The organism is Enterococcus spodopteracolus, assembly GCF_030441955.1.
Classification (GTDB): domain Bacteria; phylum Bacillota; class Bacilli; order Lactobacillales; family Enterococcaceae; genus Enterococcus_B; species Enterococcus_B spodopteracolus.
This window is the reverse complement of the sequence record NZ_JARJHD010000007.1, coordinates 86,613-111,959: the sequence shown is the minus strand read 5'-3', so window position 1 is coordinate 111,959 and position 25,347 is coordinate 86,613. Positions and strand designations below refer to the sequence as shown.

Genomic DNA, 25,347 nt, shown 5'->3' with positions numbered 1-25,347 from the left:
ACTGTTTCTTTCGCTTGTTTTTGTTGGAAAGGGGAACGATTCATGTATGTATTAGGTTTAGATCTAGGAACAAGTGCTTTGAAGGGCCTAGTGTTTGATCGAAAAGGAAAATTAGTGGCAGAAGCAGTTGCTTCTTACCCTATGAGCAATCCACAGATGGGGTATAGCGAGCAACAACCGGCGGATTGGCTCAAAGCAGCAGATCAAATATTGAAAGAATTATTAGAGAAAGTAACTGATCTTAAAGATGAATTGGCAGGCATCAGTTTTTCTGGACAGATGCACAGCTTAGTTCTTTTGGATGAAGCAGATCAAGTTGTAAGACCAGCTATTTTATGGAATGATGTTCGTACGACACCACAATGTCAACGAATCACTGAAATAATGGGCGACAAGTTGTTACAGCACACGAAAAACAAAGTGTTAGAAGGATTTACACTACCGAAAATCTTATGGGTCCAAGAACACGAACCAGCGAGTTGGGAAAAGGTCAAACACATTCAATTACCGAAAGATTATTTACGGTTCTGGTTGACTGATTCGTATCATATGGACGAGTCAGATGCGGCTGGCACACTACTGCTGAATCAAGAAACGAAGCAGTGGGACGAAGAAATCTTAGAAGAATTTGGGATTGATCCAGCCATCTTACCTCCTTTAGTGGCTTCTACTGAAGTGGTGGGGACATTGAAAGAGGAATTTAAAGAAAGATACGGCTTTACCAAGCCAGTCAAAGTGATTGCAGGCGGTGCCGACAATGCCTGTGGCGCTGTTGGCGCTGGTATTTTAGAAGAAGGTCTGGGATTATGTTCCATCGGCACAAGTGGCGTATTCCTTCGTTACGAAAAAAATGTGGATAGAGACTATCAAGGGAAACTCCATCTCTTCCAACATGCCTCAGGTGCCGCGTATTCCATGGGTGTGACCTTAGCAGCTGGCGACAGCTTGAGTTGGTTCAAACAGCGCTTTGCTCCTGATCGTTCCTTCAACGAGTTGCTATCAGAAATCGGAAGTGTTGATGCAGGCAGTAATGGCTTATTATTCACTCCTTATATCGTAGGGGAACGCACGCCTTACAGTGATAGTCAAATCAGAGGAAGTTTTATTGGAATAGATACGCAACACGAGTTAAAACATTTTACCCGTAGCGTGCTAGAAGGGATTACCTTCTCTCTAAAGGACTCCCAAGCGATCATGGATGAGATGACCCAACAAAAAATCGAAACCATCGTGTCGGTAGGTGGCGGTGCAAAAAATCAGATGTGGCTCCAAATGCAAGCGGATATTTTTAATCGACCGATCGTTACTTTAACCACCGAACAAGGACCTGGGCTTGGTGCTGCCATGTTAGCAGCAGTAGGCTGTGACTGGTTTACTGATTTGAACGAATGTGCAAGTGTTTTTGTTTCCTACCAATCCCCTGTGCAACCGAACCCGCAACAAGTGGAAGTTTACCAAAAGGTGTATGCGCGTTATCGTAAAGTATACGAATGTACAAAGGAAATTTGTCACATGTATGAAAAATAATAAGCGAGTATCTAAGTGAAAGGAGTGTGTTCCTAGTGAAAAAAATGATCACGTTGTTAGGCGATTTTTACCATCCGCATGATCCGTTAGTCAACTATTTTCAGGGGATCGCTAAGCACTTCCCACAAGAATTAAAGATGACTGATCTGACGATCGAGCAACTAACCGAAGCATTACATGAGCAACCTGATTTATTCCTCCTTTCAAAGGAAAATCGGTTAGCACCCGAAAAAAATGACGCTGTTTGGTTAAATGAAACATATGATCAGTTGATCACCGAGTATGTAGCGGATGGCGGAAGCCTGATTGCCTATCATTCAGCACTTTCTAGCTACCCGATCCACTCTGCTTTTAGTGAGATGTTGCGGGGGCGCTTCCTTCATCATCCCAAACCTACAGAAGTAACCTATCGAGAATCAAATGGTAAGTCTTATAAAATATGGGACGAACACTATTTCACTGAAGTAGCTATAGGAGAAACGGAAGTTCTGATGCACAGCTATTCTCACTATGGTGAATCGATCGCCGCTTGGCGACATCTGTATGGTAAAGGTAAAGTTTTTTGTATGACTCCCGCACATTTTTCAGAAGGATTGCAACATGAAGGAAATCAAAAGGTACTTTTCGATGGAATTAGTTGGTGTCTAGAATCAACATGAATACGGCGAAAAAGAAGGATAGTTTTTTATAACTCCATTTATGTTTCCAATCAGTGCTATACTTAAAGTATTCAATAGATTGGAGAAATTTTATGAGTCAAACAGAATTTATCATGCTCCTGATTGTCGGTATCATTGGCATCTTAATTGTCTTAGAAATCAATTCGCGAAAAAAATTAAGAGCAGATGTCCGTTACAAATGGGGGAAGCTTCCATATCAAGTACGATTCGATAAGGAGGAGAGCTTAAAAGAAGCTTGGCAGACAGAAAAAAAGTTTCGCACGTGGGACAGTGAAGTCGATGACTTGACTTGGTATGACCTAGATATGTTTGAAGTATTCGAAACGGTCAATCATACGTATTCAAGTGTGGGTTCAGAAGCGCTTTATCAGCGACTGCGTAATTTTGATTTTGGACAAGATCAGCGTTTAGAAAAGTTGATTACTTTCTACCAAGAAAATCCTAAGTTGAGAGAAGAAATCCAATATCAATTTGCACGACTTGGAAAAAAAGACCGTAATTTTGCCAAACAATACTTAGCAGATGGCAAAAGCAAAAGAATTGGTCATATTGGGCTATTTGCCTTTTTAGGCATGTTACCACTCATTGGTTTAGGCTTGTTTTTGCTTGGACAAGTAATCGGCATTTATATCGCGATCATTAGTGTGTTATTCAATACGGTTTATTACTTGATAAAAAAGCAAACACTCGAAACAGAACTTAATAGTATGGGCTATCTTGTTTCTACGATTTCTGCGGCGAAAAAAATAGCCACGTTTGCTACACCATTGCAAGCAGAGTTGCAAAAAAATGTACAACCTTTAAAAGAAATCCCTAAGTTCGGTTTTTCATTTCGAGTGAAAAATGGCTCAGAAGCGGAGTTGTTTTTTGACTACTTGAATATGATGTTCATGTTGCCATTTATTTCGTATCATTTTGTCATTAGCCGATTGGAAAAGAAAACGGAACAAGCGATTGAATTATGGCAATTACTCGGAGAGTTAGAAGTAGCTGCGGCAGTGTTGAATTATCGCACCTACATGCCCTATTCTTGTCAACCAGTCTTTGCAGAAAGCGGGATCATGGCAGAGGATACGTATCACCCTCTGATTGCCGAGGCAGTCGTCAATCCGATCGATTGGCAACAGAACACATTGGTCACTGGCTCGAACGCTTCAGGAAAATCAACGTACGTCAAAAGTATTGCCATCAACGGTATCTTAGCGCAAACGATCCAAACTGCTTTAGCCGAATCTTTCACGATCCAACCCGGTCATGTCTTGACCTCGATGGCGATCGAAGATAATTTGTTTGAAGGCGATAGTTACTTTGTTTCAGAAATCAAATCGATCAAGCGCTTATTACAGCAAGTGGAAACAAAAGAACGTTGCTATTGCTTTGTCGATGAGATCTTGAAAGGGACAAACACCATTGAACGGATCGCGTCTTCAGCAGCTATCGTGAATTGGTTAAGCGACTACCCTTCTTTAGCTTTTGTCGCAACACACGACATCGAACTGACTGAGATCTTGAAAAAAGATTGTGCCAATGTCCATTTTGAAGAGCAAGTAACGCCTGAGAAAGGCATCAGCTTTGACTTTAAATTAAAACAAGGACCTGCAAAGACAAGAAATGCCATCGTGTTATTAGATGTGCTGAAGTATCCTACAGCAATCGTGAAAGAGGCGCAAGCAGAAGCTGCCTTTTTTGATCAACATCGCCGATGGCGGGTAGTGGAGTAAGAAATAAGCCCAAGCTGAAAGTATTTAATCAAAAACCATCATTGATAGTGAAAACCACAGAGACGACAGAATTATTTTCTGGAAGGACTTGTGGTTTTTTCATTTTCGTCTTACTGCATGGAGCTTAACGGCTTTCTCACAACCTCTTTACATGCTAAAATAGTAAATCAGACAAAATAAGGAGAGTTAGTAAAAAATGACATATGCTCTTGAGATAAATGAGTTAAGAAAAATATATGGGACAGGTGTGGAAGCACTCCGAGGCATCGATCTGACAGTTGAAGAAGGAGATTTTTATGCATTATTGGGACCAAATGGTGCAGGTAAATCAACAACGATCGGGATCATCACTTCATTAGTGAATAAGACATCGGGAAAAGTGAAAGTATTTGGCTATGATCTGGATACAGATTTAGTACGAGCAAAACAACAAATCGGCTTAGTGCCCCAAGAATTCAACTTCAATCCGTTTGAAACGGTGCAACAAATCGTCGTGAATCAGGCGGGTTACTATGGTGTATCTCGTAATGAAGCATTGAAACGTAGCGAAAAATACCTTAAACAATCTAATTTGTGGGAGAAACGCAATGTTCGTGCGCGGATGCTTTCAGGTGGGATGAAACGACGATTGATGATTGCCCGTGCATTGATGCATGAACCCAAATTATTGATTCTAGATGAACCCACAGCGGGTGTCGATATTGAATTAAGACGAGAAATGTGGGAATTTCTACGTGAATTGAATAATGCAGGAACAACGATCATTTTGACGACTCATTATTTGGAAGAAGCAGAAATGCTTTGTCGAAATATTGGAATCATCCAATCGGGTGAACTGATTGAGAATACCTCTATGAAAGCCTTGCTTTCCAAATTACAATTTGAAACGTTTATCTTTGACTTAGCACCTTATGATAAAAAGCCAGAGATCATTGGCTATACAAGTATCTTAGAAGATGAACGCACACTTGCGGTTGAAGTGGAGCGTGATCAAGGAGTGAATGGGATCTTTGAACAGTTAAGTGCGCAAGGGATCAAAGTCTTGTCTATGCGCAATAAATCCAATCGCTTAGAAGAACTTTTCTTGAAAATTACGGAAGAAACTTATCATATGGAGGCAACGAAGAAAAATGTTTAATCTTTATTTTACTGCATTAAAAAGTTTAGCAATCAAAGAAACCAATCGCTATATGCGTATCTGGGTACAAACGCTAGTACCACCAGTGATCACTACGTCTTTGTATTTTATCATTTTTGGGAAAATGATCGGGGGACGGATCGGTGATATGGGTGGTTTCTCCTACATGGAATTTATTGTTCCAGGATTGATCATGATGTCCGCCATCACAAGCTCTTATTCAAATGTTTCTTCTTCATTCTTTTCACAAAAATTCCAAAAGAATATCGAAGAGATTTTAGTTGCCCCTGTACCAACACATGTTATCATCTGGGGATTTGTGATCGGTGGGTTGGGACGGAGTGTCTTGGTCGGCGCATTAGTCACAATGATTTCTCTATTTTTTGTACCATTACATGTCTATTCATGGACAATTGTTGTGTTGACGCTATTGATGACAGCCATCTTATTCTCTCTTGCCGGGCTGATCAATGGAATTTTCGCTCAATCTTATGATGACGTGTCCATTGTACCAACGTTTGTGTTACAACCTTTGACTTATCTTGGTGGGGTGTTTTATTCAATTTCGATGTTACCACCGGTTTGGCAAGCCATCTCAAAAGTAAATCCAATTGTTTATATGATCTCAAGTTTCCGTTATGGTTTCTTAGGCACCACCGATGTGCCAATATTCATTTCGATTGCGATCCTTGTACTGTTCATTGTAGTGCTTTATTCAACGTGTTGGTACTTGATCAATAAAGGTAGGGGATTAAGAAGTTAAACGAACGAGGCAAGCTAACTCCTTCAATAGTAAGGTGAAATTGAAAAAATATGAGAAGCTATTTTCCCAATTTCCGCCTTACTATTCGGAGCTGACCGGCTTTCTCATAACCTAGATAGCCGATGTTCAAAAAGATGACCTTCAACATTAAGCTAAAAAATTGCCAAATATGAGAAGCTATTTTCCAATTTTCGATCTTACTGTTCAGGTCAAAACGCTTTTTTCACAACCTATGATAAACGGTGTTCAAGGAGCAACACTTCGAACATAAGCCAGGAAAATCAAAAATGAAACAACCATTTTCGATTTTCCTGGCTTACGCCTTAGCGCTGATTGCTCCTTTCACAACCTCTACTTTGCTTCTTTTTCTTTTTCCTTGTATAATGGCAACAATGTTTTTGATGGAACTTTGTATATAGCGAAATGGAGTGTACTTGATGAAGAATAATTTTTGGGCTGAACTACCTACGCCCTTTTTTATATTAGCACCGATGGAAGATGTGACAGATGTGGTTTTTCGCCATGTTGTCCAAAAAGCTGGCGCGCCGGATGTGTTTTTCACCGAATTTACTAATTCAGATAGTTTTTGTCATCCAGATGGCAAAGAAAGTGTCAAAGGACGTTTGACATTTACTGAAGATGAACAACCGATGGTGGCACATATCTGGGGAGATAAACCGGAATTTTTCAGAGAGATGAGTATTCAACTAGCAGAGATGGGTTTTAAAGGAATAGACCTCAATATGGGTTGTCCGGTACCGAATGTGGCAGAACGTGGAAAAGGTAGTGGCTTGATCCTACGTCCTGAGGTTGCGGCAGAATTGATCGAAGCTGCAAAAGCTGGAGGGTTACCGGTAAGTGTGAAAACACGTATTGGCTACACAGAGCAAGCTGAAATGGTTGGTTGGATCAGTCATTTACTAAAGCAAGATATCGCGAATCTTTCTGTTCATTTACGTACACGCAAAGAAATGAGTAAAGTTGCAGCACATTGGGAACTAATTCCTGAAGTCGTTGCCTTGCGTGAACAAATTGCCCCACAAACGAAGTTGACGATCAATGGTGACATCCCTGACCGCCAAACAGGGCTTGAATTAGCGGCAAAATATGGTGTAGATGGCATCATGATCGGCCGAGGTATTTTTAAAAATCCATTTGCCTTTGAAAAAGAACCAAGAGAGCATTCAGCAGAAGAACTTATTGACTTACTGCGTTTGCAACTAGATTTACAAGACCACTATGCAAAGGAGATCCCACGTTCGATCACAGGCTTACATCGTTTCTTCAAAATCTACGTCAAAGGATTTCCAGGAGCTAACGATTTGCGTGTGCAATTGATGAACACGAAATCCACTGATGAAGTTCGTGCACGATTAGATGAATTTCAACATAAAACTGAATAAACAGTTGAGATTGTGACAAAAGTAATCAGTCAAAAAAGCTGTGACATCTAAAAAATATGAAAATATTTTCGGATGTCATGGCTTTTTTTTGACTGAATTGGCTTTTGAAGGCTATTTATTCAGTTTTAACTGACAATGGCTATCTAGATTGTATATTTCACGCGTAAATAATACTGAGTGAAAAATGATAAAAAATAAATTAAAAACAAAGAAAAATGAAGAAAATTTAATGTAACGTATGTTATTTGAGCGTTTTATTTTATGACATCACAAATTTAATGATATCCTAAAATTTATCAGATGATAAAAATTTATAGAACAAGAATTGAGTAGGTGGATGTCATGAAAAAAGTCATTGTAACAGGTGCAGGAGTTGCGGGTTTATGTGCAGCTGTACGCTTGCAAAAATTAGGCTATGAAGTAACATTGTACGAAAAAGAAAGTGGCCCTGGCGGCAAGATGAATCAAATCAAAAAAGATGGGTTCACGTTTGATGTGGGGCCAACGATCGTGATGATGCCTGAAATCTATCGCGAAGTATTTGAATTTTGTGGGAAAGATCCGGATGACTACATTCCGATGGAAAAAGTCGATCCTATGTTGAAACTCTATTTCAATAAAGAAGAACCAATCGAATTTTCAAATGATCTCATTGAATTGACCAAAACGCTCGAAGCGATTTCCCAAGAAGATGCGCAAGGCTATTATGCGTTTCTAGCGGATATCTACAAGCGTTATCACATAGCCAAAGAAGCATTTATTACTAAATCCTTTCGTGGTTTTTGGGATTTCTATAATCCTAAATCACTATGGGCAGGGATTCGTCTAAGAACCTTTAGTGATGCGTATTCATCGATTGCTAAATTTGTTAAAGATGAACGTTTGCGAAAATCATTGGCGTTCCAAACCTTATACATCGGTGTTTCCCCATATCAAGGTCCATCGTTATACACGATTATCCCGATGATCGAACTTTTATATGGCGTTCATTTTATCAAAGGAGGTATGTATACTTTAGCAACCTCACTAGCTAACTTATTAGAAGAATTAGGTGGAACGATCCATTATAATACACCCGTTGATGAATTGATCATTGAAGATAAAGTGGCAAAAGGTGTTCGAATCGGACAAGAACGAATAGAAGCAGATGCGGTCGTTTGTGGTGCTGATTTTCCTTATGCAATGAAAGAGTTGATTCCTGATGAAAAGAATCGTGGGAAATATACGGATAAGAAAATCGATAAGATGGAATACTCTTGTTCTTGTTTCTTACTATATTTAGGTCTAGATAAAAAATATCCGGGGGATTATCTCCACAGCATCTATTTTGCAGATGACTTCAAACGAAATGTGGATGATTTATTTGAAGATGGTCGTTTACCGGAAGATCCATCCTTTTATCTATACCGTCCTACGATCATGGATGAATCATTAGCCCCAGAAAACCATGAAGGATTATATGTATTAGTACCAGTTCCAGAACTTTCAAAATACGAAGATTGGTCAGAAGCGAAAGTCCAAGAATATCGTCAAAAAGTATTGACATTATTAAAAGAAAAGACAGACTTTACTGATATTGAAGAGCATATCGTTTCAGAAAGTTTTTATACACCAAAAGACTTTGAACAACATTTCAATGCCTATAATGGTGCAACATTTGGGTTGAAACCAACTTTAAAACAAAGTAACTATTATCGACCTCATAATAAATTTGCTTCTGCTGAGAATCTTTATTTCTGTGGTAGCAGTACACATCCCGGAGCTGGTGTACCAATCGTGATGCAAAGTGCTAAGCTTGCGGTAGAGGAGTTGGTTAAAGATGACAAAAACTAATCAGGAACTGTTTGAAAAACACGCAGACGATTTTGCCTATTGTGAAACTGTGATAAAAAAATATTCAAAATCGTTTTACCAGCGTTTTCTCAACTTCCTGAAGAAAAAGCAAAAAGTGTCTATGCCATTTATGCTTTTTGTCGCTTGGCAGATGATACAGTTGACTTAGCGCATAGTGAGGAAGAATTGTTGGCACTAAAACACCAACTAGATGCTTTCTCCATGGGTAAAATTCCTGATGAACCAATTTGGCGTGCCTTGTCAGTTGTTTTTTCCGTTTATCCCATGAACTTGTCTCCGTTCTACGACATGATCGCAGGTCAAAAGCAAGATTTAGTCTTTACACAGCCAGAAACATTGGCTGACTTAGAAGACTATTGTTACTATGTCGCAGGTAGTGTCGGCTTGATGTTGTTACCTTTATTATCTGACCAAGCAGAAAAAATCCAGTCACAGGCAAAAAGACTGGGTGAAGCGATGCAACTCACTAACATTTTACGAGATATCGGTGAAGATAATAAAATGGGACGAATTTATTTACCAAAGGAAATGATGCGTGCCCATGGTGTGACTGAAACCATGTTGCAAGCAGATAAACCTGCGAAGCCATTGATTGATCTATGGGAAGCGGTAGCTAATGAAGCAGAGAAAAAATATGAAACTTCTTTTACGATGCTGCCGTTTATTGACCGAAATTGTCAACTCGCATTAACTGCTGCTGCAACGATCTATAGGGAGCAATTAAGCGTAATCAGAGAAAATAACTATTTAATGTTAGATCGTAAAAACTATGTCAGTCAGATAAGAAAAATCCAACTGCTAAGAAAAGCCAAAAAATATGTAGAAACTCTAATAAATAGTCCACAACAATCAACATTATAATTGGTATGATCGCATTGATAATCTGATGCATCAGAAAACGGAATGAGCACTCGCGGAAAGTACCGTTGCGAGTGCTCATTCTTTTTTTATCATGACATTTTGAACAAAAAATATACTGTTTATTCCATCATTATCGCTCTTATAAATAACATCAATGTTTTTCTGTTCTGTTTTTTTGTATTTATTAGTAAAGTCTTTATGTTTAAAAACAATAGTTATTATAAATGAATGTAATATTCAAACGAGAATGATGGTAAGATTATAATAAACGGGGATTTTTAGCTTTATCAAATTTCAATCATAGAAGCTCTTTCTATAAAATCTTTGAGTTCAAGATTCAGTGAAAGAGGTCAGGAGTGAAAAAATGGAAGTATGGGAGATCGTTGAATTTGTCAGAAAGCAAAAAGGAATAACGATTGCAGAACTTTGTGGGGAGGAAGCTAGTCGCTCTGTTTATAAACGTTTTATTCAAAATAAAGCAGATACGACAGTCAGTAAGTTGACTTATTTTTTGAAAAAACTAAATTTGGACTATGATGAATTGCAGTTATTTAATTTTCCAAATGATTTATCCGAGGTCAATCGCTTGATGCAAGAATCGGTAGTCGCTTTTGAAAAGAAAGATAGTTTAGAATTACATAGTATTATCATGTTGTATGAAACAGAAGAACCTAATTCTCAAAGAGAACGTCATCTAATCAGTCTTTGTCGCTTGATGATCGCTCAATTAAAAGAGGAAAAAATCGATGTGCTATCTTCAGAGGTTTATCAGTATTTAATGAAGGCACAAACATGGACTCGCTACGAAATTTTTTTGTTTACTAATTGTATGTATGCGTTCCATCCTAAATTTATCGATTTGATTTTAGAAAAGTCGTTTCTTAGGTTGGCGATCTACGAAGAAAACCGCAGTGGGCAAAGTGAGACATTTCGCATGTTGGCGAATGGCCTCATTCTATTTATTAAAAATCAGGATCTCCGCCTGGTTTGGAAATATGGGGCGAAGTTAGAAGAGTATTTCCTTGAAGAAGAACTATACTATGAGCGTAACTTGCAATTGTTTTTACAAGGCGTCTGGTATGTGATCAAAGGTAATAAGAAAGGGAAGTATCACGTGAAAAACGCTCTAGCAGTCAGTTGCTACTTGGATTCAAAGCAACAATATCAAAAAAAATACGAATTGTTACGCTTCGTGGAGCAGGCGTACCATGTTGATTTTGAACTCAAGAATGAGTTTCCCCCCGCTAGTAATTGAATGCTATCTTAAAATAACTAATCTTATACGAAAAGAATTGTGCGTATACGACGAAGATCAACCTTATTCGGCGTATTTTATTTTGACCAGTTGAAAATCAAGTATGATAAACTAGTCAAAAAAATTTTAGGAGGTACAAAAATGGCAGGAGTAATTGCAGTCACCCCCGAACAACTGAAGTCACAAGCACAGGTTTATTCACAGGCAGCCTCTCAGATCCAAGAGGCGATCCGTAAAGTAAATGCAATGAACCAACAAATCAGTCAACAGTGGAAAGGACAAGCATTTCAAGCTTATTTGGAACAATACCACCAGTTAGAAGGTAATGTTCGTCAAATGGAAGAGCTTCTTGAGAGCATCAATCAGCAGTTGAACAAGTATGCTGATACGGTTGCAGAACGCGATCGTCAAGATGCAGGTTCGTTTGGATTTTAACTTGATGTTCAAACAGAAGTCACTTTGCTAGATTTTCTTAAACGAATCACATGTGCAACAATACACAATGTACAACAGAGCATCTCAGCTATAGCCTAAAAAGAGGAAATGACAGAAGTGCACATCGCCATGATATAAGCGTCAAAATCCGAAATCAGCTAGCTATTTTTGGATTTTGATGCTTATTTTGAAAGGTAGAAATACAGACAAGTCACTTCTGACCCCATGCTCTTTTAGAAGGAGGAGAACAACTTGAAAAACCATTTGAAGCAAAAGCAGCCATTTATCCTTGCGGTCATCGCAAGTTTATCTTTGCTTCTTTTCTTTGCTTATATTGGCTTTAAAGAAAAGAGTATCATCACGAGCACCGCCAGCCCGACGACAAAAATGCAATATGTTTTGGTCAATGAGGATCGAGGAGCAGATTTCGAAGGTCAGCAGTACTTGTTAGGAACCGATTTTGTGACACTGATCAATAAAGATACTGCCAATCGTTGGGAAACGACTACGCGTAATATTGCAACAGCAGGACTAGAGAACGGCCAATTCGATGCAAAAATCATTATTCCCCAAGATTTTTCGGAAAAACTATTATCTTTACAAAGTATCAATCCAGAAAAAGCGATCATCGAATACCAAGTTCGAGATGGTCAAAATGAGATAACTAACCAAACGATCGAAGAACAAGTGAATCAGATTTTAACAAACTTCAATCAGCGTGTTGTGCAGATGTATTTCTCTAGTATTGTAGGAAATCTCTCTGAAGCGCAGCAAAACGTGAATAAAATGACGAATACACATAGCAATTACCAGCAAAATCTAGAAAATAGTATCTATCAGCCATTCCAAAATATTCCAGACAACTATGCGAGTGTATTAGAATCAACTAGTGTTTTAGATACAACAAATAGTGCATTCAAGGCACAACAACAGGCCTTTGTTGATTCGGTACAATCTCTTTTGGAGCGCAATAATACAAGTTTAGAAGAGACTCACAAAGAGACAGAAGATGTTCAGGCGACAATTGTTGATTATACAAAAGAAGCGAATGAAAAAATCACTGAAGCGATCGATCAATTCAATCAACAAGTCATCTTACAAAAAAATCAATTAACCACTCAGTTGGAGAACGCAACAGTTGATTATAGAAATCAATACGACTTGTTCAACGATGTGATTTTAGCTCAATTTAGTAACTTTTATACACCAAATGAACAAAATAGTTTCGGTATTTATTGGGATTTCTTGACTCAGGCAACGGCGTTTCAAACCAATCAACAAACCCGCATCGAAGAGATCCAACAACAAATTACTGAGTTGGAGAATCAAGTAGAACAGCTAGAACGCTTAAAAGGTCAAATTGCCAATGCGTATTATAATGATCCGACAAGTAAACCTGCAACTGCGACAGAAGTTCAAGTGAAAAATGCGATTATCAAATTGATGACAAATCAAAGTAATGAACCCAAATTAGATGGGACGTACGAATCAGTTATCGAGGAGACATTGCCCCAGATCTCGGTGGATAGTTTAGCTCAATTATTAGTTGAATTACAAAATCAAGCAGTGATCAGTCAGGATCAGGCCACGATTTTCAATGATGAGCTAGCGATCGTTACACGCTATGCCCATGATTTTGACCGACCAATCGGAAGTGAAGCTTCGTTTGCTTATCTTGATCCGAAAGCACAACATGACGTAATGATTTCTTTACCCACCACCAATCAACAGCTGTCAATTGAGTTAAATCAAGCTACGTTCCTCTCGATACAAGCAGAAGAAGAGCAGCAAGGAATGCTCTTTTTTAATCCAACATATGATTTTAAAGAAATGGAAACCCAATTGAATCAGTTACTAGCCCCCTACAACTATGAAACAGCAATCCGAGTAGATACAAATCATTCATTCACAATCGTACAACCTTGGACGATTGAACCGGAGGAGGAAACGGAAGAGACATACCAGCGTATAGAATATCCTTCGCTACCAGATAAATTGAACTTTGAAGTAAGCATTCCTTTAAAGTGGCAGTTGACTCCAGAACAACAAACTACTTCATACAATCAGGTGTTTTACACATGGATGATCAATGAACGCGTACAACCAATGAGGGAATTCTCGGTATATCTTCCAATGGATCAGCCATTGATTGATGATGTGCCACAAATATTGGAACAGTTTCAACTATTAAGTACGACTGCGCAACAAATCGTTACGCTATTTGGTGCACCGCACCATTCTATAACGATACCCGGATATCGACAAATGATCGATCAACCAGAAAATGCAGGGAGATCCCTTATTGAATTAGCTGATTCTCGTTCGATCTACTGGCTATATAACAATCTTCAGGAAAGTGACAAACCTTCGATGATCAGTGAACAACTGTATCAGGAATACAAAAAAACAGGAGATCAGTTGTATAGCGATACCGAGAATCAAATCATTGCATTACAAGCAGTCATTGGTTCTCCAGGGACTAGAGAACCTGAAGAACTAAAACCAACCTTGTACGGTACCTTGCAACTAATGACATTACCACAAACATTTATGGAAGAAGCGGACAAATTAAACCACTGGTTCGTCTCTGCGAATCAACAAATCCATGCAGTATACGACAGTTGGCAGCAAACGACACAAACAGAAGCGGAATCCGTCATCTCAAAAGAAAATCCACATCCTAAAGAAAATGAATACGCTCTGATTGAAGCTCAAACAGCCAGTCTGATCGAAACGATGCAAGGATTGATGGTAAGTTCAAAAGCAGCAGCTGAAGTTACCGGTCAATCTGCGGCAGAAGTAGTTGATATCACACCTACGATCGATCAGCTAAAAGAATCGACCATCGAAGTACAAGAGAATGCCACCACTATTTTAAGTAATCTAAGTACCTCTCTTGATGAATCGGCACAGACTGTTTCTGAAAATCAAATGTATGCCGAATCATTTAGTCAAGTCCTTTCGAATACAAGGAGTGGAGGGGGCGACAATTCACATGTCTTTAATTTCTTAGCAAGTCCAATTTTAGGACAAGGAAGCTTTGGCCAAACAAGACAAAGCTCATTGACTCCTTACTATGTGACATTGATCGGTGGTTTTATGATTCTGTTAGTATCCTTTCAATTATCTAGCGTGATGAAAAGACGTGTAGTGACTTCTGTCGATTTGTTAGTCACACCGAACCGTATATGGAAAAACGTACCTAATATGGTGGCGGTACTCAGTGTAACGTTAGTTCTTTCACTTATTTACAGCGTTTTAACGACCACCGTATCAGGAGCCGCGCATTCTTTTGTTTGGTTCGTTTATGCATTTTTAGTCTTTGCTAGTGGTCAATTAATTCTTTTAGGGTTCATGCGTCAATTCAAAAAAATCACGTTGTATTTATGTGGTGGGATTTTTGGCTTGTTCTTCATGTTGACTCCTTTGTTGGGCGTAGCAATCAAAAATGACTCGTTGACAGAATGGCTCTATCGTCTGTCACCTTTACAGAATATTCAAAACGGGTTTAATGTGCTGATGAATGAGGGGGTCATCGGTCGGGGAAGTTATCTAATGCTCGTTTTCTTCCTGATATTTGGAGTGATACTGAATTTTATTGTCCGACCAGAAGAGAAAAAAGAACGGTCAAATGAATGAACGGAGGTATAAAATGGTTCAGAAAAAAATTGGGGGGCTTTTCTTTTTGTTGGTAGTTTTACTATTTTTAAGTCACCCGAATGACACAGTTTTTGCAAGTACACTCACTATCAATAACCATGTGATCTATCAAGAAAGGGAAGGCGTCGAAGATCATGGAACAACATTTATAGTGCACGATTTATTTTTAGAAGATAAAACAAAATTAGACCAAGAACATGTCCAACAACAAAGACAACAGATTTCTACTGCTCAGAACCTCGTCTTTGTGTCGGAAGCAACGCCACAGCCACAGGTCTTTGAGCAGACAATTACACCCAAATTATTCAAAGAAGGGCAAATGTCTGTAGGACATCAGTCGTCAGCTACACCAAATCACACAGCGATCCAGGGAAGAATTGTTTTGTGGAGCTTACTTCTACTAGGAAGTATATTACTGACTATTGGAGGCAATTATCTTGGTAAAAAGTTTTCACAGCAGAAATACAAAAATGATTAAAGGACTGTTGTAGTTGGATAGAAATCAAGCAATTGGGATAAGTTTACAAGTCAAAGAAGAAATCATTGACTTACAGATCCCGACCCAAGTAACGATTACACGATTAAAAGAATTATTAAAGAAATCTTTCATACAAAATGGTTCTTCTCTGCCAGATGTGTTCGACTTAGTGGTATTGAATAAACCGATCCGCTTAAAGGAAGAGGCATATGTGGCAGATTATCCATTAAGTGAAGGCGATCATTTACTGATCGATGAATCTCAACAAAAATCGGAGGAGCGAACGTGACCCACATAAAAGATATTTCTGAAACGATCATGATTGAGACAACAACTGATGCTGTCAAAGTGACACTTAATGCTAAGCAATACCAACTCGATCGTTTAGAACAGTATCAACTATTCTTAACACAGAAAAAGCACTTGCTCTCTGGACAGATCGTAGAATCTTCAGAGGAAAAACTCGTCATTCAATACCAGAAAAGTAAACAAATCTATTCTTTGCAAGAGTATCTTAAACGAACAGAACTTTTTCAACGATTATTACTTGCACAAAAAATCAATTTCTTATCCGAGTTTTTGAGTAGCCCAATCCAGCCATTCATCCATCCAGCCAATCTATTTCTATTTGGAGAAGAAATCATCGTAGCACATAGAGGTTTTGCGCATTCAATTATTCCTTATGAAATAACCGAAGAAGAATTTTTGAAGCAATATCGTGCATTGATCCTGACACTTTTACATCCTAAGTTCGATTATGAGCAACTGATTGAAGGAAATGGCACATTGAAGGACGAGTTTTCTAAACGAATCCAAAGAGCAAACACTGTCGCAGAAATCAACCGCATGATTGGCGAACAAGTCGTACAGCAGAAAACGAAACGTGCATCAGAAATTCGAATGGTGAACAAAAGAAGCTATTTTATGTTTAAGTGGGGCACGCTTTTATTAAGTATTTCAACAATAGGTTTAGCGCTTACAACAGGTATCTATGCGTTTGATAAACTTCCCGCACAAGAACGGATCAGTTCTGCTGAAACGCAATATATTGCTAATAATTATGCCGGTGTTTTGACCACATTAAAAGAGGATAAACCCGAAGATCTCCCTTCGGGTGCTCAATATGTCGCTGCAGTCAGCGCGGTACAGCTGGATAATTTGTCGAATGAGCAAAAGACGGCAATCTTAAATAACATTTCCCAAAAATCAAATGAGAATACTTTGCTTTACTGGATCTATATTGGACGGGGGAATTTTGAACGATCATTAGATATCGCACAAAACCTCGGCGATCATCAATACATTTTACATGCCTACACCAAATTATACGACGCGACGCGAGCAAACAACAAGATGAGTGGACAGAAGAAGCAAGAGTTATTAACAAGTTATGAGGAAGAAATCAATAAGTACTTAGAAATCTTAGAAAGCGAGACGGATAGTAATGAAGCAAACTAAGCCAATTTCAATGACTGATCAAATCCAACATTCCGTTTCAGTTCTTTATGATCTTTTTTACTTTGGTTCGACGTTTATTCATAAACAAATCACAGAAAAAAACAATCAAGTAATACTGGATGATCGAACACTTTCCTGTGAAGACGGACAGCTTTTTTGGGGAGGAGAATTAGTCAAGGATGAAAAGTTTCTCCTCGTTCATCATGAAAATTTGAAAACGGTAATCGTCAATAAGCCAAGGGAAAGCGTCTATCTATCAAATGCAAAAGACTCGGCGATCCGTATTGATTCGGATGCGTTGATTTTTATTGATCGTAATAGTACTGATGACTATCAAATAAAAATCTATCCTAGTAAGGCCAAGATTTATTACAATCACCAACGTGTAGAAAAAGGTGTATTTCCATTTTCTGTAGGCGATCAATTGATCATTGATTATCTGATGATTGAGATGCGTGAGAAACAATTAAAGATCTCAGAGTTAAAAAATCAGCTACATTTGGACCCCTGGCAGTTGCTCGAAGAACCCTACATTCCCGAGTATCCAGAAAATTTCCCAGCATTTAGGCGTAGTCCAAGAATCCATTTAAAAGAACCAAAAGAAAAAATAGAGATCCAATCACCTAAGCAGAAATCTAATGAAGGAAAGAATGAGTGGTTGAAAACCATCGTTCCACCATTAGGTATGGTCGTTTTGAGCGGTGCTACAAGTTTTTTGAGCGGGGGCAATCCAGTTATGTTGATTAGTATGGGAGGCGCTAGTTTACTTACAACAGGTTTTTCTGTGTCGAGTTACTTTACAAACAAAAAAGAAAGCAACAGAAAAAATCATATGAGAGAAGAGCATTTCCATCAGTATATGATTAAAAAAAAGTCAGAGCTTACTGTCTTACAGCAAACACAAAAAGCAGCATTAGAATATATGAATCCTTCACTGGATGAATTAGCATTGATGGCTAAAGATTATCATGCGAGGATTTATGAACGCATGACAGTGAACGAAGATTTTTTGACTGTCCGCTTAGGAATCGGCGAAATCAATGCTAGTTTTCAAACAAACTTCCAGCCGATAGAAGAGGATGAACTGAGTAATGAAGCGTTTGAGCATCTTCATAGTCCCTACAAACAACTTGGAGATGCCCCGATCATCGTTTCACTTTTGAAACAGACGGTTGGCTTAGCAGGAACATCTAGTATTTTACAAACAGCATTACAACTCCTATTATTTCAGTTATGTGTGTTGCATTCTTATCGAGACGTCGAATTCATTACACTGATCCCGTCGGAAGAGTACGAACAACATTGGCGAGAATGGCGTTGGTTACCTCATAATAAAATTCGTTCTTTAAATCTAAGAGGAATGGTACATACCCCCAAAAGTCGAGACATGATTTTGAATTCTTTTTATCAAATAGTGGCAAAAAGAAAACAACAAGTCCGTGAAGCTGAAAATGAAAAGGTACACTTTCAGCCACAGTATGTTTTTTCGATTTTGGATGAAAGTTGGTTGGCAGGTCATGGATTGAACGAGTTTTTAGCCGAAAACTTAGGAGACTATGGAATCACGGTCATTTGGGGAAAAGAAACGTTGAATATGTTGCCAGAAACAACGACTACTTTAATTGAATATCAAAGCAATAAAGCAGCAACGTTGATCAATCAGAACAATGAATATGTGAACCAGCGTTTTATTCCCAATCATTTGCCGACAACCTATCCAATCGAAAAAGCCATTCGGCGTTTGGCGAATCTTCATCATGTAGAAGTAGAGAAAAATGCCGCATCTGACAGCTTGAGTCTATTGGATCAATATGAGGTCAAGACAATTGAAGAACTAGCGATTTCAAATCGCTGGTCTACTGCGGAACCTAATAAATCGATTCGTTCATTAATTGGTTGGCGTGGAAAAAAAGATTTAGTTTATTGGGATCTACATGAACGAGTCCATGGACCACACGCCTTAGTTGGTGGTACGACTGGTTCAGGGAAATCTGAATTTTTAACGACTTACTTGATCGGCTTAGCAATCAATTTTTCGCCAGAAGATATCGGCATGTTGATTATTGACTGGAAAGGTGGCGGAATAGCCAATACCTTAGATCATTTGCCCCATTTTATGGGTGCAATCACTAATTTGGATGGTGCTGGAACTGCACGAGCCTTAGCGAGCATCAAAGCAGAGCTAGCGAAACGTCAAAGAGAGTTTGCCAAATATGGTGTAAATAATATCAACGGCTACATGACCTTGTATAAACAAAGAAAGACCCCAAAACCAGACGTTGTTTATCCGCAAAAACCTTTGCCCCATTTGATTTTAGTTTCGGATGAATTTGCGGAGCTTAAAGCCAATGTTCCAGAATTCTTAGATGAGCTCACTTCTGTTGCCCGAATCGGACGTTCATTAGGTGTCCATTTGATTTTAGCCACCCAAAAACCTTCTGGGGTAGTCAATGATCAGATCGAAGCCAATAGTACGAGTAAAATTGCCTTGAAAATGGCGAGTGTCCAAGACTCGAATGAGTTACTCAAAACGCCAGATGCCGCACAAATCACGAATCCTGGACGAGGCTATTTGAAAGTTGGCGAAAATGAGGTGTATGAATTATTTCAAAGTGGCTATGCGGGGGTTCCATATGATCCAGAACATTTGATTAAAGAAGTGATCGATGAACGGGTATGCAAAATCAATGAATTGGGCCAGTTAGAATTGCTCTATGATCCAGATATCGAAATCATTCAAGGAAAAGATACACGAGATTTGCCGACACAATTAGAAGCAGTGATTGATAAGATCAAGACAATCTTTACCGATTCTACCTACAAATTGCCGGATAAGCCGTGGCTACCGAACTTAGATAAGCAGATTATGGCGCCAAAAATAAAACAGTCAGAAGTTCGTAATCTAGCTATCCCATTTGGTTGTTTAGATATTCCTTCTGAACAAAAACAAATGAATTATACCTTCAATCTCGAAGAAGCGAGTCACACATTGATCGTAGCTAGTCCAGGCTATGGGAAGTCGACAGTGTTGCAAACTCTTGTAATGAACCTTGCCCGTCAAAACACCCCTGCAACGATTCAGTTTCATTTAATCGATTTTGGGAATAATGGTTTATTAGTACTCAGGGAATTACCCCATATTGCGGATATAGCGACTTTGGAAGAAGATGAAAAACTGCAAAAAATGCTTGATCGCATCGAAAAATTATTGGCAGAGCGCAAAAAATTGTTCAAGCAAGCTGGTGTCGCGTATCTAACGCAATACGAAACAAGAACAAGAGAAAAATTACCGATCTTAGGAATCATTCTTGATAGTTATGATGGCCTGAGCTTGGAAGATAAGCGCAAAGATAGAATCGATGAAGTACTTCTTCAACTACTAAGAGATGGTACCAGTTTGGGTATCTTTCTTGTGATGACTGCGAATCGTGCAGGAAGTATTCGGACGAACATGATGAGCAATATTGCCACTAAGATAACGCTATATTTAAACGATGAAAATGAAATAAACATGGTCATGGGCAGAAATGCTTTGTCACCTGAAGCAATCAATGGGCGCGGACAAGTCTTACTTTCTACGCCAACTACCATTCAGTTTTATCTGCCGATTAATGGGCAAAATGATGCTGAACTACTCCAAAATCTGGAAGAAGAAATTATAGAAATCAATCAAGCATGGACAGGCGAACGCCCAGATAAAATTCCAATGGTACCAGAAAACCTAACGCAAAAAAGTTTTGCTGCTTACCTTGAACAAGACGACCACACACTGTATTTGGGATTAAACAAAGCCACTTCTTCAGTAGAATCATTTGACTTGTTCCAGCGCATGAGATTAGGGATCTTTTTCAAATCCAATAAGCAACTTCGTGCGATGATGCCTTGGCTGCTTCAACAAATTTGTCAAGAAAGACCAGAAGAAGTGGTGTTGATCGATGCAAATGGAACACTCGAAACAGCAAAGCCGAAAGTTTCACTATATTTGGACCGTTCATGTCTTAGTGAAAAAGCAACAGCCCTAAAAGAGGCTTTAGAAGCTCTCTTAACAAATGAAACTGGCAAGAGAATCATCATTATCAATGGTATCGCAGACTTGGTCGATAAATTAACATTGAACCCTGAGGAAGTCACTGCTCTGCTAAGTGGAGGAAACGAGCATTTACAGTTTGTTTTTCTTGATCATATGACGAAGGTGGGTAATACCTTTGGCGGAATCACTATGTTTGTAAAAGAAAATATCGACCATATTTTATTTGGTGGAAGCTTACAAAATCAATTATTTATTGAAAATCTTTCTTATCAAGAAAAAAACGCAAGAGTTGCTAAAAACGTCCTACACAGTTTGAAGGATGAACAATGGGAAGTTTTGGTGTTTCCTACGGAGGAAGAAGCATGAGAGAAGAAATGATCACACCGTTTTTGCCATTAGGCAGTATCTTAAGTCTAGTAGGAACAGAGGATGACCAACTGCTCTATTTTGTCGTTGCTCGTGCCATCGCTAAAAATGAAGAAGAAAAAGTGATAGCGAGATATCGAGTAGCCCCCCATCCGTTTGGCGATGTGCCAAGCCAAGAAGTCTTTTCTATCCATGCGGATCAAATCACAGAAGTGCTTTTTGAAGGCTTTCAAAACCAAGACGATGAAGAATTTTTAGACGATTTGTTGAGGCAACTTAGGGATTCGTCAACTAGACCACTACTCGTGCAAGAGGAGCAACCTGTACCGATTGTAGAAACCATAAAAATTAATGAAGAAGAGACATTAAAAGAAGACCCATTCTATCAATTCAGATAAGGAGAAAAAAGATGCCGAAAATCGCTTCTCAGGAATCAACTGCAACAGCAGTCGTATCAGGAATAAAAAATGTATCTGTTAGTAGTAGCAAGCCAAGTTCTTTAAGCAAGAGCACGATCAGCAGTATGAAAACAGGTGTAGAGGTCAGCAACAAGCTACTCAATGATATTTCAATTCTAGTCACTTGTGTCAATGAACAGGCAAACAAATTCCCCCAGCTTGCTCAAGCAATCGCAGTCAGAGACAGTCAAACAAGATTCAAGTAAGGAGTCAGTATGGAAAAGAAAGAGTTACTCGCTGAATATGATCGTAAAATCAGCAACAATGAACAACGATTGGAGCGTCTGAGTAAAGAAAAACAGCAGTTAAAACAATGTATGTATTATTTAGAGATGGATATGCGAAAAAGCTTTCGAGAAATCCAACAATTCACAGAAGAATTAGTATCCCAAGGAAGCCAAGTTGCTCGTTGGGAGCAAAATGAGAATGAAGGGAAATCAACTTACTTCACGCAGTTGGTAGAAAACCAACAGCACCAACTAGATCAAGAATACTTAAAAGGTGTAATCAAACTTGAAGAAGAACGTACGGAACTTCAGAAAGAAAGGAATAAACGATGGGACTAATTTATTCAGCCACAGAGTCTTCTAATTTAATGAGCAATCTGACCACTAATTTATCGCTTGCTCGTACAACGATCACCCAACTACGAGCAGGTAGTCAACAAGTTGTTCACGCGGTTGATGGCAAAAAACTCTCAGGAGCTGCTTATCAAGCTGGGAAAGGGCTGTTTTCTGAGTTGATCATTCCTACGATCCATCGGGTAAACACTGCGGTACAAGGGATTCAGTCAGACTTGAATCTATACTCTTCCGCGCATCAAATGATTGCCAGTGAAGGATACTTGGATGAAGAGAATTTAAGCGGACAGATTCGTGCCAAAACATTCGCTAAACAATCAATCGATAACCACGCGCAGACGATTAGGCAGATCGCCAATACAAGCATATTACCAGGTATCACAGAAATGCTCAGTGATTTTCATCGAAACTTGATGCGAATGGCGGACAGCCTGCAAGAAGATATCTACAAGTTGCAACGCAAACAACACAAACTGCATGCCTTTAACTTCCAAACCAGTGGACTGTTCAATAACAGTCTACTGGAATTGAAACTCGCCATGCAAAGCGTATTAGTCTTGAACCAAACAACCATCAAGGCAGACGGTAGTTATGTATTGCCGAAAGGAGTGGATGGGAGTTGGTTTGAGAAGTACAAACCAAACGGAAAAGCTTTGTCGGAAGAATCTTCAAATAATGCCTACTTAGAAATGTAAGCGGAGATCGAAAAATTGGTCCAACCCCTGAAAGATGGGAAAACCGATGCAGTCAAGCGGTTCGAAATGTTGATCAAAAATTATCCGGGTGCATTAGTCAACAAATTGGCATCCAACGATGAATTTTTGATGCTTGCTAATCATCTACCATCAGGTATGAAAAATAAATTATTTAGCGGTCTTGCAAAATACGAAATGTTCGGTAAAGCCGTTGCCCAAGGGAAATGGATTCCTAAAATCGATACGCTAGGCAAGGCCTATCAAAATTTCACTAAATTTACGTCCCCTGTAAAAACCTACGTCAGCGAAGCCTTGAAGAAATCTCAATTTGTGCAAGGAGCTAAAAATTGGGGTGTTGCCAAAGGATTAGGAACGGCAGGCCAAGTAGCTACTTACGCGCAATTAGGCATCACTTTCACCGCCAATGCGGTGAATGAATATGGAAAAATAGGAAGTGTTGGCAAAGGAATAATAGGTGGTGGAATAGAGATGGTGAAGAGTATTGGACCGTTAGAGGGAATGACATTACTATCAGGATTAGGCCCATTAGGTATAGGAGCGGGCTTCCCTTGGTGGTATCAATAAATATGCTCAATACATGAATCCAGATGCATATGAAAATATTAAAGATGGCTTGTATAAATTGTATGATAAAACAGACATTATAGGAGATATATCGAAAAAAATAGAACAAAGCGTTAAAACAGTAAAGTATGTTTATAAGGATATACAACAAGTAGGTAAATCCATAGGAAAGGCACTATCTTCGGTGAAAATTCCAAAGATTAGTTTTTGGTGATAGAGAGTATGAAAAATCTGTTCAATGCATCATTTGAACAAAGTATTAAGTTGTTGGATGACCAATTAATAATATATATGATTGAGAAAGGAGATCCTAAATCACTTCGGAGTAGACCAATATTAAATACTTTTTTTTCAATAGTAATATTTAGCATTATTTATCTTATATCTAGACTGTTTTATCATCAAGATCCTAATAGTCCAGTGGGAAGAGCTGAAATCAACTTCTTCCCATCTTGGTTAGTGGATATTTTTTTATTTTTATGGTTACTATGTATCATTTTCATCAAAAGATTTATTTATAAGGAAATTAGTCAAGTTGTTTTTCTTCTAAATGCGAATAATCTATTGATAATAATGTTGTTAAGTGCAAACTTATTGTGTATTACATTTTTTCTTAAACCATTGACTCTAATAGGATTGACAGTGTTACTAGGATTAGTATTACTAGTTAGTTGTGTCATCTTTATAAATAAGAAGCGTTCAATTGAGTATGTTTTGTATGGAACAGGTAGAAAGATATGTTGGCTATGTTAGTAGAGAAAGCAATAAAATATGGCTGGATAGTTGTCATTGTCGTCATGGTATGGAAGATCGTATTTCCGGATAGTGATGAGGTCCGAACAGATTTTGTTGGATTTATCAGTACTTTAGGTCTATGGATAGCTATGAATATCGTTATGATTTTCGGAGAAGCCTATCTATTCTTCCCGTATCTATTACACGGTTATTATAAACACAAATACTCAGAAGAATACCGTAATTTTGAAGGGAAAATACAATTAGAATGGTATGGAGAGAAATATTTTAACAAACATATCAAAGGAACTGACAAGGAGGAAATATATGATGAATGAGGGTAAAAAGTTATTATCATTAGGAAGTGTCGTGTTGCTTGAGGAAGGTTTACAAAAATTAGTCATCGTTGGAAGAGGTGCCGTATATACAGATCAACAGTCGAAAAAAGATACATTTGCAGACTATATGGCAGTACTTTATCCCTCAGGATTAAATCCTGAGACCACGATTTTTTTTGATCATAAAAATATCGATAAAGTTGTTTTTGAAGGATATAGTGATGAAGAAGAAGTGAGATTTTTAGAGATTTATAGCAAGTGGGAGACTGACGTGAAGCAAGCAACCAGTAAACCAGCCAAATCAATTCCGATTGGATTTGATTGAC

21 protein-coding genes and 1 pseudogene are annotated in these 25,347 nt (G+C 38.5%); all 22 read left to right on the top strand.

Features of this window, described 5'->3' with window-relative positions; genetic code table 11:
• The first annotated feature begins 42 nt into the window (after positions 1-42).
• Positions 43-1,527 carry a xylulokinase gene (xylB, locus tag P3R27_RS09915; protein ID WP_126134392.1) on the top strand — a complete coding sequence of 495 codons (1,485 nt, stop codon included), beginning with the start codon at positions 43-45 and terminating at the stop codon, positions 1,525-1,527.
• A gap of 44 nt (positions 1,528-1,571) precedes the next feature.
• On the top strand, positions 1,572-2,186 hold the full coding sequence (locus tag P3R27_RS09910) for a ThuA domain-containing protein (protein ID WP_235186327.1): 615 nt from the start codon (positions 1,572-1,574) through the stop codon (positions 2,184-2,186).
• 92 nt (positions 2,187-2,278) lie between these two features.
• Positions 2,279-3,928, top strand: a complete 1,650-nt coding sequence (locus tag P3R27_RS09905) for a MutS-related protein (protein WP_301356844.1) — start codon at positions 2,279-2,281, stop codon at positions 3,926-3,928.
• 196 nt (positions 3,929-4,124) lie between these two features.
• Positions 4,125-5,066 carry an ABC transporter ATP-binding protein gene (locus P3R27_RS09900; RefSeq protein ID WP_034688663.1) on the top strand — a complete coding sequence of 314 codons (942 nt, stop codon included), beginning with the start codon at positions 4,125-4,127 and terminating at the stop codon, positions 5,064-5,066.
• Entirely contained in the window at positions 5,059-5,829 is a 771-nt protein-coding gene (locus P3R27_RS09895) for an ABC transporter permease (protein WP_034688661.1), read from the top strand. The genes P3R27_RS09900 and P3R27_RS09895 overlap by 8 nt, the downstream gene beginning before the upstream one ends.
• Positions 5,830-6,266: 437 nt before the next feature.
• Positions 6,267-7,232 carry a tRNA dihydrouridine synthase gene (locus P3R27_RS09890; RefSeq protein ID WP_126134390.1) on the top strand — a complete coding sequence of 322 codons (966 nt, stop codon included), beginning with the start codon at positions 6,267-6,269 and terminating at the stop codon, positions 7,230-7,232.
• A 342-nt stretch (positions 7,233-7,574) separates the two neighbouring features.
• A complete protein-coding gene (locus P3R27_RS09885) occupies positions 7,575-9,065 on the top strand; it encodes a phytoene desaturase family protein (RefSeq protein WP_034688658.1) in 1,491 nt (496 codons plus the stop codon).
• A pseudogene (locus P3R27_RS09880) lies at positions 9,052-9,947 on the top strand (phytoene/squalene synthase family protein). The gene P3R27_RS09885 and the pseudogene P3R27_RS09880 overlap by 14 nt, the downstream one beginning before the upstream one ends.
• A 364-nt stretch (positions 9,948-10,311) precedes the next feature.
• On the top strand, positions 10,312-11,202 hold the full coding sequence (locus P3R27_RS09875; protein ID WP_034688656.1) for an Rgg/GadR/MutR family transcriptional regulator: 891 nt from the start codon (positions 10,312-10,314) through the stop codon (positions 11,200-11,202).
• A gap of 141 nt (positions 11,203-11,343) precedes the next feature.
• Positions 11,344-11,637, top strand: a complete 294-nt coding sequence (locus P3R27_RS09870; RefSeq protein WP_034688655.1) for a WXG100 family type VII secretion target — start codon at positions 11,344-11,346, stop codon at positions 11,635-11,637.
• A gap of 252 nt (positions 11,638-11,889) precedes the next feature.
• Positions 11,890-15,276 carry a type VII secretion protein EsaA gene (gene esaA / locus P3R27_RS09865; protein WP_271525139.1) on the top strand — a complete coding sequence of 1,129 codons (3,387 nt, stop codon included), beginning with the start codon at positions 11,890-11,892 and terminating at the stop codon, positions 15,274-15,276.
• Between the two features lie 13 nt (positions 15,277-15,289).
• A complete protein-coding gene (locus P3R27_RS09860; RefSeq protein ID WP_034688653.1) occupies positions 15,290-15,775 on the top strand; it encodes a hypothetical protein in 486 nt (161 codons plus the stop codon).
• 13 nt (positions 15,776-15,788) lie between these two features.
• Positions 15,789-16,064, top strand: a complete 276-nt coding sequence (locus P3R27_RS09855) for a hypothetical protein (RefSeq protein WP_034688652.1) — start codon at positions 15,789-15,791, stop codon at positions 16,062-16,064.
• Positions 16,061-17,233: a type VII secretion protein EssB gene (essB, locus tag P3R27_RS09850; RefSeq protein WP_034688651.1), complete on the top strand. Its 1,173-nt coding sequence runs from the start codon at positions 16,061-16,063 to the stop codon at positions 17,231-17,233. Before P3R27_RS09855 ends, essB begins: the two co-directional genes overlap by 4 nt.
• Positions 17,220-21,629: a type VII secretion protein EssC gene (gene essC, locus P3R27_RS09845; RefSeq protein ID WP_126134387.1), complete on the top strand. Its 4,410-nt coding sequence runs from the start codon at positions 17,220-17,222 to the stop codon at positions 21,627-21,629. Before essB ends, essC begins: the two co-directional genes overlap by 14 nt.
• Positions 21,626-22,027: a DUF4176 domain-containing protein gene (locus tag P3R27_RS09840; RefSeq protein WP_034688649.1), complete on the top strand. Its 402-nt coding sequence runs from the start codon at positions 21,626-21,628 to the stop codon at positions 22,025-22,027. Before essC ends, P3R27_RS09840 begins: the two co-directional genes overlap by 4 nt.
• An 11-nt stretch (positions 22,028-22,038) precedes the next feature.
• Positions 22,039-22,293 carry a hypothetical protein gene (locus P3R27_RS09835; RefSeq protein ID WP_034688647.1) on the top strand — a complete coding sequence of 85 codons (255 nt, stop codon included), beginning with the start codon at positions 22,039-22,041 and terminating at the stop codon, positions 22,291-22,293.
• 9 nt (positions 22,294-22,302) lie between these two features.
• Complete coding sequence (locus P3R27_RS09830) at positions 22,303-22,653, top strand: hypothetical protein (RefSeq protein ID WP_034688645.1); 351 nt, start codon at positions 22,303-22,305, stop codon at positions 22,651-22,653.
• A complete protein-coding gene (locus P3R27_RS15160) occupies positions 22,644-23,363 on the top strand; it encodes a hypothetical protein (RefSeq protein ID WP_318036149.1) in 720 nt (239 codons plus the stop codon). Before P3R27_RS09830 ends, P3R27_RS15160 begins: the two co-directional genes overlap by 10 nt.
• A 15-nt stretch (positions 23,364-23,378) precedes the next feature.
• Complete coding sequence (locus tag P3R27_RS15155) at positions 23,379-23,948, top strand: hypothetical protein (protein WP_318036148.1); 570 nt, start codon at positions 23,379-23,381, stop codon at positions 23,946-23,948.
• Between the two features lie 737 nt (positions 23,949-24,685).
• Entirely contained in the window at positions 24,686-25,021 is a 336-nt protein-coding gene (locus P3R27_RS09820) for a hypothetical protein (protein ID WP_126134439.1), read from the top strand.
• Entirely contained in the window at positions 25,014-25,346 is a 333-nt protein-coding gene (locus P3R27_RS09815; RefSeq protein ID WP_034688679.1) for a DUF4176 domain-containing protein, read from the top strand. Before P3R27_RS09820 ends, P3R27_RS09815 begins: the two co-directional genes overlap by 8 nt.
• Position 25,347: the final 1 nt, after the last annotated feature.

Bases quoted from the DNA above. Each gene is read 5' to 3' on its own strand.
- P3R27_RS09815 (WP_034688679.1), top strand. From the start codon at position 25,014: ATGAATGAGGGTAAAAAGTTATTATCATTAGGAAGTGTCGTGTTGCTT.
- P3R27_RS09890 (WP_126134390.1), top strand. From the start codon at position 6,267: ATGAAGAATAATTTTTGGGCTGAACTACCTACGCCCTTTTTTATATTA.
- P3R27_RS09820 (WP_126134439.1), top strand. From the start codon at position 24,686: ATGTTGGCTATGTTAGTAGAGAAAGCAATAAAATATGGCTGGATAGTT.
- P3R27_RS09840 (WP_034688649.1), top strand. From the start codon at position 21,626: ATGAGAGAAGAAATGATCACACCGTTTTTGCCATTAGGCAGTATCTTA.
- P3R27_RS09870 (WP_034688655.1), top strand. From the start codon at position 11,344: ATGGCAGGAGTAATTGCAGTCACCCCCGAACAACTGAAGTCACAAGCA.
- P3R27_RS15160 (WP_318036149.1), top strand. From the start codon at position 22,644: ATGGGACTAATTTATTCAGCCACAGAGTCTTCTAATTTAATGAGCAAT.
- P3R27_RS09910 (WP_235186327.1), top strand. From the start codon at position 1,572: ATGATCACGTTGTTAGGCGATTTTTACCATCCGCATGATCCGTTAGTC.
- P3R27_RS09875 (WP_034688656.1), top strand. From the start codon at position 10,312: ATGGAAGTATGGGAGATCGTTGAATTTGTCAGAAAGCAAAAAGGAATA.
- P3R27_RS09895 (WP_034688661.1), top strand. From the start codon at position 5,059: ATGTTTAATCTTTATTTTACTGCATTAAAAAGTTTAGCAATCAAAGAA.
- essC (WP_126134387.1), top strand. From the start codon at position 17,220: ATGAAGCAAACTAAGCCAATTTCAATGACTGATCAAATCCAACATTCC.
- P3R27_RS09905 (WP_301356844.1), top strand. From the start codon at position 2,279: ATGAGTCAAACAGAATTTATCATGCTCCTGATTGTCGGTATCATTGGC.
- P3R27_RS09860 (WP_034688653.1), top strand. From the start codon at position 15,290: ATGGTTCAGAAAAAAATTGGGGGGCTTTTCTTTTTGTTGGTAGTTTTA.
- P3R27_RS09885 (WP_034688658.1), top strand. From the start codon at position 7,575: ATGAAAAAAGTCATTGTAACAGGTGCAGGAGTTGCGGGTTTATGTGCA.
- P3R27_RS09900 (WP_034688663.1), top strand. From the start codon at position 4,125: ATGACATATGCTCTTGAGATAAATGAGTTAAGAAAAATATATGGGACA.
- P3R27_RS09835 (WP_034688647.1), top strand. From the start codon at position 22,039: ATGCCGAAAATCGCTTCTCAGGAATCAACTGCAACAGCAGTCGTATCA.
- xylB (WP_126134392.1), top strand. From the start codon at position 43: ATGTATGTATTAGGTTTAGATCTAGGAACAAGTGCTTTGAAGGGCCTA.
- P3R27_RS09830 (WP_034688645.1), top strand. From the start codon at position 22,303: ATGGAAAAGAAAGAGTTACTCGCTGAATATGATCGTAAAATCAGCAAC.